We start from the raw sequence: 16,927 nt of genomic DNA, 5'->3' as shown, positions 1-16,927 counted from the left end.
TCCTCGCTTGGGGCTTGAAGCTTGGGGCTTGCAACTGACTTTAGGATTCCGATTATGCACAGGCTAAAACACGGCCTACTCCAGGCCGCCGGTTGGCTGTTCTACCTGAGTTTACTGATGGGCCTCGCCATGGCGCTGCCCGTGTCCACGTTCGACTCCGAGTCGAAGGACTTCATTTTCCTGATTGGCGCCGTGGGTATCTGGCGCTATTCGATGGGTGCCACCCACTTTGTGCGCGGCATGATTTTTCTGTACATCGTCTACCCGCACCTGCGGCGCAAAGTGCGCAAGCTGGGCAAAGCGGCTGACCCGTCCCACGTGTTCCTGATGGTCACCAGTTTCCGCATCGACGCCCTGACCACCGCACAGGTCTACAGCTCGGTGATCCGCGAAGCCATCGACTGCGGCCTGCCGACCACCGTGGTCTGCTCCATCGTGGAAATGTCCGATGAGCTGCTGGTCAAAAGCCTGTGGAAACGGATGAACCCGCCGTCCCGGGTCAAGCTCGACTTCGTGCGCATTCCCGGCACCGGCAAACGCGATGGCCTGGCCTACGGCTTCCGCGCCATCTCCCGGCACCTGCCGGATGATCGCGCCGTGGTCGCGGTGATCGATGGCGACACCGTGCTGGCCGAAGGCGTGGTGCTCAAGACCGTGCCGTGGTTCCAGATGTTCGGCAACGTCGGCGGCCTGACCACCAACGAATTCTGCGAAGTGCGCGGCGGCTACATCATGAGCGAATGGCACAAGCTGCGTTTCGCCCAGCGCCACATCAACATGTGCTCGATGGCCTTGTCCAAGCGCGTGCTGACCATGACCGGCCGCATGTCGGTGTTCCGCGCCACCGTGGTCACCAACCCGGACTTCATCGCCGACGTGGAAAGCGACTCGCTGCAACACTGGCGCCTGGGTCGCTTCAAGTTCCTTACCGGCGATGACAAGTCGAGCTGGTTCAGCCTGATGCGCCTGGGCTACGACACGTTCTACGTGCCCGACGCGGCGATCAACACCGTTGAACACCCGCCGGAAAAGAGCTTCATCAAGGCCAGCCGCAAGCTGATGTTCCGTTGGTACGGCAACAACCTGCGGCAGAACTCCCGTGCCCTGGGCCTGGGGATCAAACGCCTCGGCGTGTTCACTTCGGTGGTGCTGTTCGACCAGCGCGTGTCGATGTGGACCTCGCTGCTGGGCCTGACCGTGGCGTTGATCGCCAGCTTCAAGTACGGCACCGCGTTCATCCTGGTGTACCTGCTGTGGATCGGCATCACCCGGTTCATCCTGACCTTGTTGCTGTCGTGCTCCGGACACCGGATCGGCCCGGCTTACCCGGCGATTCTCTATTACAACCAGATCGTCGGCGCGCTGGTGAAGATCTACGTGTTCTTCCGCCTCGACCAACAGTCCTGGACCCGCCAACCCACGTCTCTGACCCGTGATCTCGCCAGCTTTCAACGTTGGTTCAACACTTGGTCGTCTCGGACCATGACCTTCTCTGCCGGCAGCATTTTTGTCGCCGTGCTGCTGTTGATGGTCTGACCGCCCCCTTATTGAATTAACCAGGAAATCGCCTTTATGAATACCGCCGTCAACGCCAACGTAGTGCACGAATCCGAAGCCCAGCGCCAACACGCCCGAGTGAAAATCCCGGCCAAGTTGCGTTTCTTCGGCCCTGACCGGACGCCGGTCGAAGCCCGGGTGATCGATCTGTCCGCCGGTGGCCTGGCGTTCAACGCCGGTCAACTGCCGCTGAAGATGGGTGACGTGTACAAGGCCCGCCTGCAATTCGTCATCGACAACCTCGGCCTGGCCATGGACGTCGAGTTGCAGGTCCGCTCTTTCGATCGCGAGACCGGACGCGCCGGCTGCCAGTTCCAGAACCTGGAACCACGGGACATCTCGACCCTGCGCCACCTGATCACTTCGCACCTGGCTGGCGACATCGTCAGCGTGGGTGAAATGCTGGCGACCCTGCAGCGCGACAACTTCACCAAGGCGCGCAAGGTCAAGGACGGCGGCCACGGCATGTCCGCGTTCGGACGCCTGAAAGCCGTGACCTTCAGCCTGGGGATCTTCGTTGTCGGCGTGGCTGCATTCGGCTTTGTCTTCAAATCGGTGTATGGCATGTACTTCGTCAGCCACGCCCAGGCCGGCCTGGTCAGCGTGCCGGGCGTGAACATCACCATGCCTCGCGACGGCACCGTGCAGAGCCTGGTGAAAGCCGACGGCGTGGCCGCCAAGGGCGCACCGCTGGCGACCTTCAGCACCAGCATGCTCGACGTGCTCAAGGGCCATCTGGACGAAGACCAACTGCAACCGGCCAAGGTTGAAGAACTGTTCGGCAAGCAGATGACCGGCACCCTGACCTCGCCTTGCGACTGCACCGTGGCCCAGCAAATGGTCGCCAACGGCCAGTACGCCAGCAAGGGCGACGTGATCTTCCAACTGGTGCCGCGTAACAGCGAAGCCAACGTAGAAGCGCGCTTCTCCTATCGCCAGTTCAGCGACGTGCGCCCGGGTACTTCAGTGCGCTTCCAGATCGCCGGCGAGGACAAGAGCCGCACCGGCAAGATCGTCAGCAGCACCAGCCTGAAAAGCGCCGACCTGTCTTCTGACATCCGCGTGCTGATCCAGCCGGACGAAACCCTGGACAGCTCCCTCGCCGGCCGCCCGGTGGAAGTGAACAGCGACCGTGGCCCGAACCTGAACTGGCTGATCGACAAAGCCATGGCTGTCGGTCTTTAAGTCGAGGACATGCCTGTGACTATCACAAAAATTCAAAACACGCCGCAGCCCCTGTGGGAGCGGGCTTGCTCGCGAATGCGGTTTAATATTCAACATCAATGTGGGATGACACACCGCTTTCGCGAGCAAGCCCGCTCCCACATGGGGTCTCTGTGTGCTGTGGCATTGGCGGTGAGCCTGGCCGGCTGCGCCGGCCTGCCCGACCAGCGCCTGGCCAACGAAGCGCTCAAACGTGGCGATACCGCCACCGCTGCGCAGAATTACCGGCAACTGGCCGACCTGGGCTACAGCGAAGCCCAGGTCGGCCTGGCCGATCTCCAGGTCGACAGCCGTGACCCGACGCAGATGAAACAGGCCGAGGCGACTTACCGCGCCGCGGCCAGCGTTTCGCCGCGCGCCCAGGCACGCCTCGGTCGTCTGCTGGTGGCCAAGCCCGGCTCCACCGAAGCGGAACAACACGAAGCCGAAACCCTGTTGAAAAAAGCCGCCGCGGCGGGCGAAGGCAATACGCTGATCCCGTTGGCGATGCTGTACCTGCAATACCCGCACAGCTTCCCCAACGTGAATGCCCAGCAGCAGATCAGCCAATGGCGCGCCGAAGGCAAGCCGGAAGCGGGTCTGGCGCAGGTGCTGCTCTATCGCACCCAGGGCACCTACGACCAGCATCTGGATGACGTGGAAAAAATCTGCAAGGCCGCGCTCAACACCAGCGACATCTGCTACGTCGAACTGGCCACGGTCTATCAGAAACAGGCCAAGCCAGAGCAACAGGCCGAGCTGATCAAGCAGATGCAAGCGGCTCATGCCTATGGCACCGTTTCGGCGCAGCGCGTCGACAGCGTCGCCCGCGTGCTCGCCGATGCCTCCCTGGGCAAGACAGACGAGAAAACCGCGCAGTCGCTGCTAGAGCCGATCGCACCGGGCTATCCGGCGTCGTGGGTCTCCCTCGCGCAACTGCTCTACGACTTCCCCGAACTGGGCGACGTCGACCAGATGATGAAGTACCTGGACAACGGCCGCGCCGCCGACCAGCCCCGCGCCGAGCTGTTGCTGGGCAAGCTCTACTTCGAAGGCAAACTGGTGCCGGCCGACGCCAAGGTCGCCGAAGCGCATTTCCAGAAAGCCGTCGGCCGTGAAGTCGCTGCCGATTACTACCTCGGCCAGATTTATCGCCGTGGCTACCTGGGCAAGGTCTATCCGCAGAAGGCCCTCGACCATCTGTTGACCGCTGCGCGCAACGGCCAGAACAGCGCCGACTTCGCCATCGCCCAACTGTTTTCCCAAGGCAAGGGCACCAAGCCGGATCCGCTGAACGCCTATGTCTTCAGCCAACTGGCCCTGGCCCAGAACACTCCGCAAGCCACCGAGCTTGCGCAAACAATCCAAACGCAGCTGCCGCCCGACCGGTTGGCCGAGGCCCAACGCCTGTTGAAACAAGAACAGGCCGTGCGCGGTGCCCTGAGCCCGAACACGCCGGAACTGCATGCCCTGCAAGAAGAAGATGGCGAGGAATCCCAATGAAGTTGAATCCATTCATGAAGGCCGGCATCGGCCTGACATTCGCGCTGATCTGGTCTTGCCCGACGCTGGCTGCCATGACTGAAGAAACCAAGAACTTCGGCCTGGACGTAAAAATCACCGGCCAGTCCGAAGACGACCGTGACCTCGGCACCGCCGACGGCGGCGACGTCAACGGCGTCGGTCTCGACCTGCGTCCGTGGGTCTATGGCGAAAGCGGCGCGTGGAGCGCCTACGCCATGGGTCAGGCAGTGACGTCCACCGACATCATCGAGACCGACACCCTGCAACAATCCGATGGCGCCGAGAACACCGACAATGGTGATCGCGAGACCAAGAAAAACTACCTGGCGATGCGTGAGTTCTGGGTCGGCTACAGCGGCTTCACGCCCTACCCCGGCGAGATCCTGAAGTTCGGTCGCCAGCGCCTGCGCAATGACGACGGCCAATGGCGCGACACCAACATCGAAGCCCTTAACTGGACCTTCGACACCACCCTGCTGCGCGCCAACGTCGGTATCGCCGAACGCTTCAGCGAGTACCGCACCGACCTCAAGGAGCTCGCACCAGAGGACAAGGATCGCCTGCACGCTTACGCCGATGCGGCGTACCAGTGGACACCGGGCAACTGGGTGGGCATCCGCGGTCATCACACCCACGACGACGGCAAACTCGACTACGCACAACCGGGCGTGCCGAGCGATTCGCTGGACAAAAAACAAAACGGCGACATCAGCTGGCTCGGCCTCACCGCCGACAGCGACGCCTACAACTGGCGCAATACCAACACAGTCAACTACTGGGGCAGCATCACCGGCATGAGCGGCGACCGTGACACGGTCAATCCGCTGAACGCCGATGGCACCGCTCCCGCACAAGCCAAGCGCAGCGGCGATGTCGATGGCTGGGCCACCGATCTGGGTGTTCGCCTGCGCCTCGATCCGCAATGGCAAGTCGGTGCGGCCTACGCCCGCGCCAGCGAAGACTATGAACAGAACGGTCTGGAAAGTAACCGCTCGAACTACACCGGTACCCGCTCGCGCGTGCACCGTTTCGGCGAAGCCTTCCGTGGCGAAATGAACAACATGCAGAGCGCCACTCTGTTCGGTTCGTGGATGCTCAACGACGAATACGACGCCAGCCTGATCTACCACAAATTCTGGCGCGTCGACGGCAACAAGCCGGTCGGCAGCAACGGCATCGACGCTGTGCAGAACAATACCGATGACGTGACTGGCGCGATCCTCTCCAGTACGTCCCTGCCACTGAACGATGGCGAGAAAGACCTCGGTCAGGAAATGGACCTGGTGGTGACCAAGTACTTCAAGCAAGGCCTGTTGCCAGTTTCGATGAGTCAGGCGATCGATGAGCCTTCGGCCCTGGTGCGCTTTCGTGGCGGCGTGTTCAAGCCAGGCGATGCGTACGGCAAGGAAGTCGATTCGTACATGCACCGCGCGTTCATCGACGTGATCTGGCGCTTCTGATGCACATTGCGAAGGGAGTCTTCCAGATGAATCATCCAGCCCGAAAAGGCTCGATCAGCCTGCTGGCCGGCGCGATGCTGCTGGCCAGTGCGACTGGCTTCGCCAATGTGGAGCCGGCGAAGCCGGCAACCACGGCCAAGGAACTGCAACAGGCCAAGACCTACACCGTCAGCAGCGCACCGACCGGGCCGCTGGAACTGGCCACGCCGAAACTGCCGGACGTTTCCGGCTACACAGCCGAAGCCATCGCCGCGAAGATCGTGCGCAGCAAACCGGGCAAGATCAGCCTGCGCCGGATGATGCAGGAAGACGCCCTGAAGGACTTCATCGGTGGCGACAACAAGATGGCCGAGTGGGTAGTGCGTCAGCACGGCATCCCCCAGGCGATCTTCGTCGACGACGGCTACATGAACCTCAAGGACCTGGCGAAAAAGGTCCCCAAGCAGTACTTCAGCGAAACCTCGCCGGGTGTGTTCCTGGCGAAGTTGCCGATCGTGGTCGGTCGCCACGGCATCCTGGAAATCGACAAGCAGACCCAGGAACTGCGCCTGTCCCAGGAGGCCGGCTCGTTCCTGGTCAACGACGGCCAGCTGTTCGTGCGTGACACAAAAATCACTGGCTGGCGCGAGAAGGACAACGGCCCGGCGACGTTCAATTCGCCCAAGGAATTCCGTCCGTTCCTGCTGTCCTGGGGCGGCACCGAAACCTACATCGCCAACAGCAAGATCGCCAGTTTCGGCTACGCCAACAGTAAATCCTACGGCGTGAGTATTTCCCAGTACACGCCGAACATGGCCAAGGTGCTCAAGCGTCCTGAGCCGACCGGCTGGATCGTCGGCTCCGAGTTCTCGGACATGTGGTACGGCTTCTACTGCTATGAAACCCGCGACTTCGTGGTCAAGGGCAACACCTACAAAGACAACATCGTCTACGGCATCGACCCCCACGACCGTTCCCACGGTCTGATCATTGCCGACAACACGGTGTACGGGACCAAGAAGAAGCACGGGATCATTATTTCCCGTGAGGTCAACGACAGCTTCATCTTCAACAACCGCAGCTACGACAACAAGTTGTCGGGCCTGGTGATCGACCGTAACAGCGTGAACAACCTGATCGCCCACAACGAGATCTACCAGAACCACACCGACGGCATCACCCTCTACGAGAGTGCCGACAACCTGCTGTGGGGCAACAAAGTCGTCAGCAACCGTCGCCACGGCATCCGCATTCGTAACAGCGTGAACATTCGCCTGTACGAAAACGTCGCCATGGCCAACGGCCTGACCGGCGTCTACGGGCACATCAAGGACCTGAGCAACACCGACCGTGACATCAAGCTCGACCCGTTCGACGCCCAGGTGTCGCTGATCGTGGTCGGCGGTGAGTTGGCGGCCAACGGTAGCGGGCCGCTGTCCATCGACTCGCCGCTGAGTGTCGAGTTGTATCGCGTGTCCATGCTCGCCCCGACCAAATCCAGCGGCATCAGCTTTTCGGGGATTCTCGGCGAGCGCCAGGATGAAATTCTCGACCTGCTGGTGCGCCAGCAGAAAGCCGTGCTGATCGACCCCGTCGAACGCCAGACCGAAATGCGGGACTGAGGATAATCTTATGCACCCACACTTGATCAAATTACTCAGCCTGTCGGCCCTGACCGCCGGCATTCTCGCCGCCAGCGGTGGTGCTCGCGCCGATGAGGTCAAAGCGCCTAGCTTCACCGCAGAACCGTGCTGCAGCCTGTGCCCGGCCGCCCACGATGCGAAGAACTACACCACCCGTTATCAGCAGAACTTCACCACGCTGGTACAGGCCCAGGGCGACTGGTTGTTCCGTACGCAAGAAGATTTGCGCACCGAATTCGACACCACGCCCGCCGGCTACAAACGCATGAAACAACTGCACGATGCGTTCAAGAGCAAAGGTGTCGAACTGGTCGTGGTCTATCAGCCGACCCGTGGCCTGGTGAACCGCAACAAGCTCAACCCGGCAGAGAAAGCCAGCTTCGACTTCGACAAGGCGCTGAGGAACTACAAGTCCATGCTCGGTCGTTTTGCGCAGATGGGCTATGTCGTTCCGGACCTGTCGCCGCTGACCAACGAGCAACTGCCCGACACCCTGCCCGCCCACGATTTCTACTTCCGTGGCGACCAGCACTGGACTCCATATGGTGCACAGCGCACGGCGAAAATCGTCGCCGAGAAGGTCAAGCAATTGCCTGAGTTCGCCGACATTCCCAAGCGCGAATTCGAGACCCACAAGTCGGGTCGCATGGGCAAGACCGGAACATTGCACAACATGGCCGGTCAACTCTGTGGCACCAGCTACGCGATCCAGTACATGGATCAGTTCACCACCGAGCCGAAGGGCGAAGCGGGCGATGGCGATCTGTTCGGCGATTCCGGCAATCCGGAAATCACCCTGGTCGGTACCTCCCACAGCGGCAAGAACTACAACTTCGCCGGTTTCCTCGAAGAGGCCATCGGCGCCGACATTCTCAACGTGGCGTTCCCCGGCGGCGGCCTGGAAGGTTCGATGCTGCAGTACCTGGGCAGCGACGAGTTCCAGAAGAACCCGCCGAAGATTCTCATCTGGGAATTCTCGCCGCTGTATCGCCTCGACCAGGAAACCATCTACCGCCAGATGATGGCGCTGCTGGACAACGGTTGCGAAGGCAAGGATGCGCAGATGTCCGGCAGCACCACCCTGAAGCCGGGCAAGAATGAACTGATGGTCAACAGCAAAAACCTGAACCTGCAAAACGGCAGTCACCAGGTCGACATCCGCTTCGCCGACACCTCGGTGAAAACCCTGCAAGCCACCCTCTGGTACATGAACGGACGCCACGAGGACATCAAGATCGACAAACCGGAAACCTCCGATACCGACGGGCGTTTCGCCTTCGAGTTGCGCACGGACGAAGACTGGGCCACGCAGAATCTGCTGGCCGTCGAAATCCTGGGGCCTGAAAACGCCACCACGCCACAGAAAGTCGAAGCGAAAATCTGCAAACGCAACGTATTCCCGAGCGCCGAACAGCGTACTGCTTCGGTCGGGCAATGAGGTCTGCTATGCGAAATCCGATACTTTCAAAATTGTTGGCACCCACCCTGTTAAGCCTGGCGATGTTCGCCGGTGCAGCGCAGGCTGCGGCGCCACTGCGCCCGCCGCAGGGATACTTCGCGCCGATTGAAAAAATCAAAACCGGCGACAAGAGCGAAGGCTGCGATGCGATGCCGACGCCGTACACCGGCTCGCTGCAATTTCGCAGCAAATACGAAGGTTCGGACAAGGCCCGCGCGACCCTGAACGAGCAGTCGGAAAAAGCCTTCCGCGAAAGCACCGCCGACATCACCAAGATCGAGCGAGGCATCAGTAAGCGCGTGATGCAGTTCATGCGTGACGGCCGCCCGGAACAACTGGAGTGCACGCTGACCTGGTTGACCGCCTGGGCCAAGGCCGATGCGCTGATGTCCAAGGACTTCAACCACACCGGCAAGTCCATGCGCAAATGGGCGTTGGGCAGCATGGCGTCGTCGTACATTCGCCTGAAATTCTCCGACTCCCGTCCGCTGGCCAACCATCAGCAAGAGTCGCAGCTGATCGAAGCCTGGTTCAGCAAGATGGCCGACCAGGTGGTCAGCGACTGGGACAACCTGCCGCTCGACCAGACCAACAACCACTCGTACTGGGCCGCCTGGTCAGTGATGGCCACGTCCGTCGCCACCAACCGTCGCGACCTGTTCGACTGGGCAGTGAAGGAATACAAGGTCGGCGCCAACCAGGTCGACGCCGACGGCTACCTGCCCAACGAACTCAAGCGTCAGCAACGGGCCCTGGCCTACCACAACTACGCCCTGCCGCCGCTGGCGATGATCGCCAGTTTCGCCCAGGTCAACGGTGTGGATTTGCGCCAGGAAAACAACGGCGCATTGAAACGCCTGGGTGATCGCGTGCTCGCCGGGGTGAAAGACCCGGATGAGTTCGAGGAAAAGAACGGCAAGGAACAGGACATGACCGACTTGAAGGTCGACTCGAAATTCGCCTGGCTCGAACCGTTCTGCTCGCTCTACACCTGCTCGCCCGAGGTGCTGGCGAAGAAGCACAAGATGCAACCGTTCAAGACCTTCCGCCTCGGCGGTGACCTGACCAAGGTCTACGACCCGGCCAATGAAAAGGGCAGCAAGGGTTCCTAGGACAAACTCAGATCCCCTGTGGGAGCGGGCTTGCTCGCGAATGCGGTCTGACATCCACCAAAGATGTCGACTGACGCACCGCTTTCGCGAGCAAGCCCGCTCCCACACTGGGTCAGTGCAAGACGTTAGTTGAGTGTGATGCCCCCCGGATTTCCGTGGGGGGTTTGGGGGGGCCGTTGGCCCTTGACTGTTGGTTCAAACAAGGAGAGATCGGGATGGTTTTTTCGTCCAACGTGTTCCTGTTTTTATTCTTGCCGATCTTCCTCGGCTTGTACTATCTGAGCGGGCAACGCTATCGCAATTTGCTGCTGCTGATTGCCAGTTACGTGTTCTACGCCTGGTGGCGTGTGGACTTCCTCGCGCTGTTCGCCGGCGTTACGCTGTGGAACTACTGGATCGGCCTGAAAGTCGGTGCCGCCGGGGTCAGAACCAAACCGGCGCAGCGCTGGCTGCTGCTCGGCGTGGCTGTCGACCTGTGCATCCTCGGCTACTTCAAGTACGCCAACTTCGGCGTCGACAGCATCAACGCAATGATGACGTCGGTGGGCCTGGAACCCTTCATCCTGACCCACGTGCTGCTGCCGATCGGGATCTCGTTCTACGTCTTCGAGTCCATCAGCTACATCATCGACGTCTACCGTGGCGACACCCCGGCGACCCGCAACCTGATCGACTTCGCAGCGTTCGTGGCGATCTTCCCACACTTGATCGCAGGCCCTGTGTTGCGTTTCCGTGACCTGGCCGACCAGTTCAACAACCGCACCCACACCCTCGACAAGTTCTCCGAGGGCTGCACGCGGTTCATGCAGGGTTTCATCAAGAAAGTCTTCATCGCCGACACCCTGGCGGTGGTGGCCGACCACTGCTTTGCCCTGCAAAACCCGAGCACGGGCGATGCCTGGCTCGGCGCCCTGGCGTATACCGCGCAGTTGTATTTCGACTTCTCCGGTTACAGCGACATGGCCATCGGCCTGGGCTTGATGATGGGTTTCCGCTTCATGGAAAACTTCAAGCAGCCGTACATCAGCCAATCGATCACCGAGTTCTGGCGGCGCTGGCACATCAGCCTGTCGACCTGGCTGCGTGACTACCTGTACATCACCCTCGGCGGTAACCGCAAAGGCACGCTGATGACCTATCGCAACCTGTTCCTGACCATGCTGCTTGGTGGTCTGTGGCACGGCGCGAACATCACCTACATCGTCTGGGGTGCGTGGCACGGCATGTGGCTGGCGATTGAAAAAGCCATCGGCCTGAACACCTCGCCACGCAGTTTCAACCCGATCCGCTGGGCACTGACCTTCCTGCTGGTGGTGATGGGCTGGGTGATCTTCCGCGCGGAAAACCTGCACGTCGCCGGGCGCATGTACGGTGCGATGTTCAGCTTCGGCGACTGGTCGCTGTCGGAACTCAACCAGGCCAGCCTCACCGGTCTGCAAGTGGCGACCCTGATCGTGGCCTACGTGACCCTGGCGTTCTTCGGCCTGCGCGATTTCTACACCAACCAGCCTCCGGTCAAGACCAAGCCTGCCGTGAGCGCCGACACCGACGGCCCGGCCGCTGCGACACCGGGAACGATCAAGGCCGCGCCTGGGGATAACCCGGCGAGCATCCACCAGCCAGGCTACACCGTCGGCGTCGAAGCCCAGGTGCAACCGGCCTACTGGACCGCTGACTGGTCGCGTTACGTGATGCGTGCGCTGGTGCTGCTGCTGTTCATTGCCTCGATTCTCAAACTCTCGGCGCAGAGCTTCTCGCCGTTCCTTTACTTCCAGTTCTGAGGGATCTGACCATGACCCGCTCATTACGCATCTTCTACATCGCGCTGTTCCTGGTGACCTTGCTGGTGCTCGGTCTGTGGTCGGTGCGCAGCTTCTTCGGCTTCAGCACCAACGCCGATGCGACTGTGCTCAACGGCCGCTGGAGCAAAGCCGTGGAAACGCACTACGACGACGAGTTCCCGATCAAACGCCTGGGCACCAACCTCTGGGCCGCGCTGGATTTCAAACTGTTCAACGAAGGTCGTCCGGGCGTGGTGCTCGGTCGCGACCAGTGGTTGTACAGCGATGAAGAATTCCACCCGGTAGTCAACGAAGAGCTGAACCTGCAAGGCAACTACGCGCTGGTCGAAGGCGTACGCCAGACCTTGAAGGAAAAAGGCGTGCAACTGGTGATGGCGGTGGTGCCGGCCAAGGTGCGCCTGTACCCGGAACACCTCGGTGAAGTGAAACCGGCGAGCATCCACGCCAACCTCTACAAGGACTTCCACCAGCGCCTGGCCGCCGACCGTATTCCGGCCCCTGACCTGCTCGGCCCGCTGCAACAGGCCAAGCAGAATGGCCAGCAAGTGTTCCTGCGCACCGACACCCACTGGACACCGCAAGGTGCCGAGATCGCCGCCAACCGTCTGGCCAGGACCATTGCCGACAAGTATCCGCTGAGCGGCGAGCCCCAGCGTTTCGTCACTGAACCTGCCGAAACCATTACGCACAAGGGCGACCTGCGTCTGTTCCTGCCACTGGACCCGCTGTTCGAAAACCTGATGCCTAAACAGGAGCAATTGCAGAAGCGCAATACGGTCGTGGCTGAAGATCAATCCGCCGGTGACGACGCGCTGTTCGCCAACACCGAAGTGCCGGTGGCCCTGATCGGCACCAGCTACAGCGCCAACCCCAACTGGAACTTCGTCGGGGCGCTCAAGCAAGCGCTGAACAGCGACGTGGTCAATTACGCCGAAGACGGCCACGGTCCGATTCTGCCGATGCTCAGCTACCTCAAGAGCGACGCCTTCAAGAACAGCCCGCCACAGGTGCTGATCTGGGAGTTCCCTGAACGATATCTGCCCGTGAACAACGAAATCGGCGACGCCGACCCGCAGTGGGTCGCAGAGCTTAAACAAGCCGGCGCCCGCCAACAAAACGTAGCTGCAAACACTAAATCCGAGACGCCCGACCGGGCGCAAAACTGAAAGAGAGGTACACCATGACTTTCACTACAACTCCTCGTCGTCTCGCTAAAAGCTTTGCCCTGGTTGCCGGCCTCAGCGTGCTGTCGGTACAGGCTTTCGCCGCAGGCGACGCCGCCCTGTACGGCCCGACCGCACCGAAAGGCTCGACCTTCGTGCGTATCTACAACGCCGGCAACGCCGAAGTCAGCGCCACCGTCGGCAGCACCAACCTGAGCGACGTCGCGCCACTGTCCAGCACTGACTTCAGCTTCATGCCGGGCGGCGACTACAGCGCCAAGGTTGGCAGCCAGACCCTGCCGGTGAAACTGGCCGGCGACCACTATTACACCCTGGTCAACAACGCCAGCGGCGCCCCGCAACTGATCGAAGAGCCGCCGTTCAAGAACAAACAGAAGTCCCTGGTACGCGTGCAAAACCTCAGCGACAAGGCGCTGACCCTGAAGACCGCCGACGGTAAGACCGACGTGGTCCCGAACGTTGCGCCCAAGGGTCGCGGCGAGCGTGAAATCAACCCGGTCAAGGTCAGCCTGGCCTTGTACGACGGCACCACCAAAGTCGGCGACGTGAAACCGGTCGCCCTGGAACGCGGTGAAGCCGCAGTGCTGTACGTCACTGGCAGCGGCAGCAGCCTGTCGCCGGTCTGGGTGAAACGCCCGGTGTCGACGCGCTAATGAATTTGCCGGATTGACCCCAATCCCCTTGTGGGAGCGGGCTTGCTCGCGAATACGGATTCACATTCAACGATGATGTTGACTGACCCACCGCTTTCGCGAGCAAGCCCGCTCCCACAGTAGATCGAGTAGTCAATCCGGACGCGGAACAAAAACAAGAGTGAAACGACAGAACGCAGTAGCTCTAACCAATCGATTTTCAAGGAGTAAAAACATGATTCCGGTGATCTTGTCAGGTGGTAGTGGCTCACGTCTTTGGCCGCTTTCCCGTAAGCAATTCCCCAAGCAGTTCCTGGCCCTGACCGGCGAACACACCCTGTTCCAGCAAACCCTGGAACGCCTGGTGTTCGAAGGCATGGATTCGCCAATCGTGGTCTGCAACAAGGACCACCGCTTTATCGTCAACGAGCAGTTGGCCGCGCGTAAGCTGGAAACCCAGCGCATCCTGATGGAACCGTTCGGTCGCAACACCGCGCCGGCCGTGGCCCTGACCGCGTTGATGCTGGTCAACGAAGGTCGCGACGAGCTGATGCTGGTGCTGCCGGCGGACCACGTGCTGGAAGACCAGAAAGCCCTGCAACGCGCCCTGGCCCTGGCCACCGTCGCCGCCGAAAACGGTGAAATGGTGCTGTTCGGCGTGCCGGCCACCAAGCCGGAAACCGGTTATGGCTACATCAAGTCGACCAACGACTCGCTGCTGCCTGAAGGCGTCAGCCGCGTCTCGCACTTCGTCGAAAAGCCCGACGTGAAGCGCGCCACCGAGTTCGTCCAGTCCGGCGGTTACTTCTGGAACAGCGGCATGTTCCTGTTCCGCGCCAGCCGCTTCCTTGAAGAACTGAAGAAGCACGATCCGGACATCTACGACACCTGCGTGCTGACCCTGGAGCGCAGCCACCAGGATGCCGACACCATCACCTTCGACGAAGCCACCTTCGCGTGCTGCCCGGACAATTCCATCGACTACTCGGTGATGGAAAAAACCCAACGCGCCTGCGTCGTGCCGCTGACCGCGGGCTGGAGCGATGTCGGCTGCTGGTCGTCGCTGTGGGAAGTCAATGCAAAAGACGCTAACGGCAACGTCACCAAAGGCGACGTGGTGATCCAGGACAGCAAAAACTGCATGATCCACGGCAACGGCAAGCTGGTGTCGGTGATCGGCCTGGAAAACATCGTCGTGGTCGAAACCAAGGACGCCATGATGATCGCCCACAAGGACAAGGTCCAAGGCGTGAAGCAGATGGTCAACACCCTCAACGAACAGGGCCGCAGCGAAACCCAGAACCACTGCGAGGTCTACCGTCCGTGGGGCTCCTACGACTCGGTGGACATGGGCGGCCGCTTCCAGGTCAAGCACATCTCGGTCAAACCGGGGGCTTGCCTGTCGCTGCAGATGCACCACCACCGCGCCGAGCACTGGATCGTGGTCAGCGGCACCGCCGAGGTGACCTGTGACGAGAACGTGTTCCTGCTGACCGAGAACCAGTCGACCTACATTCCGATCGCTTCGGTTCACCGTTTGCGCAACCCGGGCAAGATTCCGTTGGAGATCATCGAAGTTCAATCGGGCAGCTACCTGGGCGAAGACGATATCGAGCGGTTTGAAGATATCTACGGGCGCTCGACGCCGGTCGAGCGTGGCGTGTCGGTGAAAACCATCGCGCAGTAACGTTCAGTAAAACAAGAAGCCCCCGTCCAGCCTGCTGCGTTCCCTATCCGCAGCAGGCTGGGCGGGGGCTTTTTTTGTCTGGCTTTTTGCAGTGCCTCGACTGGCCTCTTCGTGAGCAAGCTCGCTCCCACAGGGTGTTGGGTTGATCACATATTTTGTGCTCGGCTCGGTACACTGTGGGAGCGAGCTTGCTCGCGATGGGGCCAGTCGGCACACCACCGAATCGCCCATCGCCAACCCCACCTGCGCTTAGGTAGGATGACCCTCTCTATTCCCGAGATTTCACGTCATGTTCATCGGCGTCCTGCTGGTCATCACCTGGCTGATCCTGTTGCTGCGCTATCCGGCCAAGGCCTTGCCCGTATCCGTGGCCGCCGCCGTGGGGCTGGGCATCGTCGCCACCTGGGTCATCTGGATGGACCACCACGAACTCAAGCAACTGCAACGCCTGGAGTTGCGCATCAGTTACGCACCGCAGCAGTGTCCCGCCGACCGCCCATTGCAATTAACCCTGAACAACGGCAATGACGTGCCGCTCACTGAGTTGCGCTGGCGGGTCGCGGCTTATGCACCGGGCGATACGGTGAACCTGGCCGACAATCAATACACCGCCCCGCGCTATCGTGGCCCTGGTGAATTGCAGGCCGGTGGCAACTGGGAAGACTGTTTGCCGCTGCCGCCACTGCGCCCTGGCTACCGTCCGGAAACCCTGGAGTTTCGCGCCGAGCGATTGCAGGGTAGTTTTTCCGACTGATCCCTCCCCCTCTCTTTTGCACAAGGAATGCGCCATGCCCGTTGCGTTGATTACCGGTTGCTCCAGCGGCATTGGCCGCGCCCTTGCCGACGCATTCAAAGTCGCCGGCTATGAAGTCTGGGCCAGTGCGCGCAAGACCGAAGATGTTGCCATGCTGAACGCTGCCGGATTTACCGCTGTGCAACTGGACGTAAACGACGGTGTTGCCCTTGAGCAGTTGAGCGAGCGCATCAACCAGGAGCGCGGTGGTCTCGACGTGCTGATCAACAACGCAGGTTATGGCGCCATGGGACCGCTGCTCGATGGTGGCGTACCAGCCATGCAGCGCCAGTTCGAAACCAATGTGTTCGCCATCGTCGGCGTCACTCGCGCGATGTTTCCCGTGCTGCGCCGGACCAAAGGATTGGTTGTGAATATCGGCAGCGTTTCGGGTGTGTTGGTCACGCCATTCGCCGGGGCCTACTGTGCCTCGAAAGCCGCCGTGCATGCCTTGAGCGATGCCTTGCGCATGGAACTGGCGCCGTTCGGTGTGCGGGTCATGGAAGTCCAGCCGGGAGCCATCGCTTCCAGTTTCGCCAGGAATGCCGGGCACGAAGCAGAGCAACTGATCAGCGAACAGTCGCCATGGTTTCCGCTGCGCGAAGGCATACGCGCCCGGGCCAAAGCCTCTCAGGACAACCCGACCCCGGCCAGTGAATTTGCCGTCGGTTTGCTCAAGGCTGTGCAGCAGGACAAGCCACCGCGACTGATTCGCCTGGGCAATGGCAGCCGCGCGTTGCCGCTGCTGGCGGGTTTGTTGCCCAAGGGTTGGCTCGAGTCCGGGCTGATGAAGCGGTTCGGGCTGCGTGGGCAGCTCTGAGACCGCGTCGACACCTTCGCGAGCAAGCCCGCTCCCACATTTGACCGAGTTGTTCCTGAAGAAACACAATTA

The 16,927-nt window shown here is 61.0% G+C and carries 13 protein-coding genes; all 13 read left to right on the top strand.

The annotated features are described in order from the left end of the window. Positions 1–54 precede the first annotated feature (54 nt). The 13 genes from alg8 (at position 55) to KGB20_RS26370 (ending at position 16,855) form a co-directional block, all read left to right on the top strand. On the top strand, positions 55–1,536 hold the full coding sequence (gene alg8 / locus KGB20_RS26430) for a mannuronan synthase (RefSeq protein WP_154860483.1): 1,482 nt from the start codon (positions 55–57) through the stop codon (positions 1,534–1,536). Positions 1,537–1,572: 36 nt separating this feature from the next. Further along, entirely contained in the window at positions 1,573–2,742 is a 1,170-nt protein-coding gene (locus tag KGB20_RS26425) for an alginate biosynthesis protein Alg44 (protein ID WP_102671020.1), read from the top strand. A gap of 9 nt (positions 2,743–2,751) precedes the next feature. Further along, a complete protein-coding gene (algK, locus tag KGB20_RS26420; protein WP_411566951.1) occupies positions 2,752–4,263 on the top strand; it encodes an alginate biosynthesis TPR repeat lipoprotein AlgK in 1,512 nt (503 codons plus the stop codon). Then, on the top strand, positions 4,260–5,744 hold the full coding sequence (locus tag KGB20_RS26415) for an alginate export family protein (protein WP_154860485.1): 1,485 nt from the start codon (positions 4,260–4,262) through the stop codon (positions 5,742–5,744). The genes algK and KGB20_RS26415 overlap by 4 nt, the downstream gene beginning before the upstream one ends. Positions 5,745–5,770: 26 nt before the next feature. Next, a complete protein-coding gene (gene algG / locus KGB20_RS26410) occupies positions 5,771–7,345 on the top strand; it encodes a mannuronan 5-epimerase AlgG (RefSeq protein ID WP_154860486.1) in 1,575 nt (524 codons plus the stop codon). Between the two features lie 10 nt (positions 7,346–7,355). Then, positions 7,356–8,804, top strand: coding sequence for an alginate O-acetyltransferase (locus KGB20_RS26405; protein WP_154860487.1), 1,449 nt, complete (start codon positions 7,356–7,358; stop codon positions 8,802–8,804). 8 nt (positions 8,805–8,812) lie between these two features. Next, a complete protein-coding gene (locus tag KGB20_RS26400) occupies positions 8,813–9,937 on the top strand; it encodes a mannuronate-specific alginate lyase (RefSeq protein ID WP_150814295.1) in 1,125 nt (374 codons plus the stop codon). Positions 9,938–10,152: 215 nt separating this feature from the next. Further along, on the top strand, positions 10,153–11,718 hold the full coding sequence (locus tag KGB20_RS26395; protein ID WP_154860488.1) for an MBOAT family O-acyltransferase: 1,566 nt from the start codon (positions 10,153–10,155) through the stop codon (positions 11,716–11,718). Positions 11,719–11,729: 11 nt separating this feature from the next. Then, positions 11,730–12,905: an alginate O-acetyltransferase gene (locus tag KGB20_RS26390; RefSeq protein WP_057713380.1), complete on the top strand. Its 1,176-nt coding sequence runs from the start codon at positions 11,730–11,732 to the stop codon at positions 12,903–12,905. Positions 12,906–12,919: 14 nt separating this feature from the next. Beyond that, positions 12,920–13,576 carry an alginate O-acetyltransferase AlgF gene (locus tag KGB20_RS26385; RefSeq protein WP_057713379.1) on the top strand — a complete coding sequence of 219 codons (657 nt, stop codon included), beginning with the start codon at positions 12,920–12,922 and terminating at the stop codon, positions 13,574–13,576. Positions 13,577–13,790: 214 nt separating this feature from the next. Continuing rightward, a complete protein-coding gene (locus tag KGB20_RS26380; protein WP_057713378.1) occupies positions 13,791–15,242 on the top strand; it encodes a mannose-1-phosphate guanylyltransferase/mannose-6-phosphate isomerase in 1,452 nt (483 codons plus the stop codon). Positions 15,243–15,531: 289 nt separating this feature from the next. Then, entirely contained in the window at positions 15,532–15,996 is a 465-nt protein-coding gene (locus tag KGB20_RS26375; RefSeq protein WP_057713377.1) for a hypothetical protein, read from the top strand. A gap of 34 nt (positions 15,997–16,030) precedes the next feature. After that, the gene (locus tag KGB20_RS26370; protein WP_154860489.1) at positions 16,031–16,855 is read left to right on the top strand and encodes an SDR family oxidoreductase; all 825 of its coding nucleotides are present in this window, start codon (positions 16,031–16,033) and stop codon (positions 16,853–16,855) included. Positions 16,856–16,927 lie beyond the last annotated feature (72 nt).

Source organism: Pseudomonas sp. BF-R-30 (assembly GCF_019956175.1).
GTDB lineage: Bacteria > Pseudomonadota > Gammaproteobacteria > Pseudomonadales > Pseudomonadaceae > Aquipseudomonas > Aquipseudomonas jessenii.
Note: the sequence above shows the minus strand (reverse complement) of the source record. Positions and strands in the feature narration are given on the sequence as shown.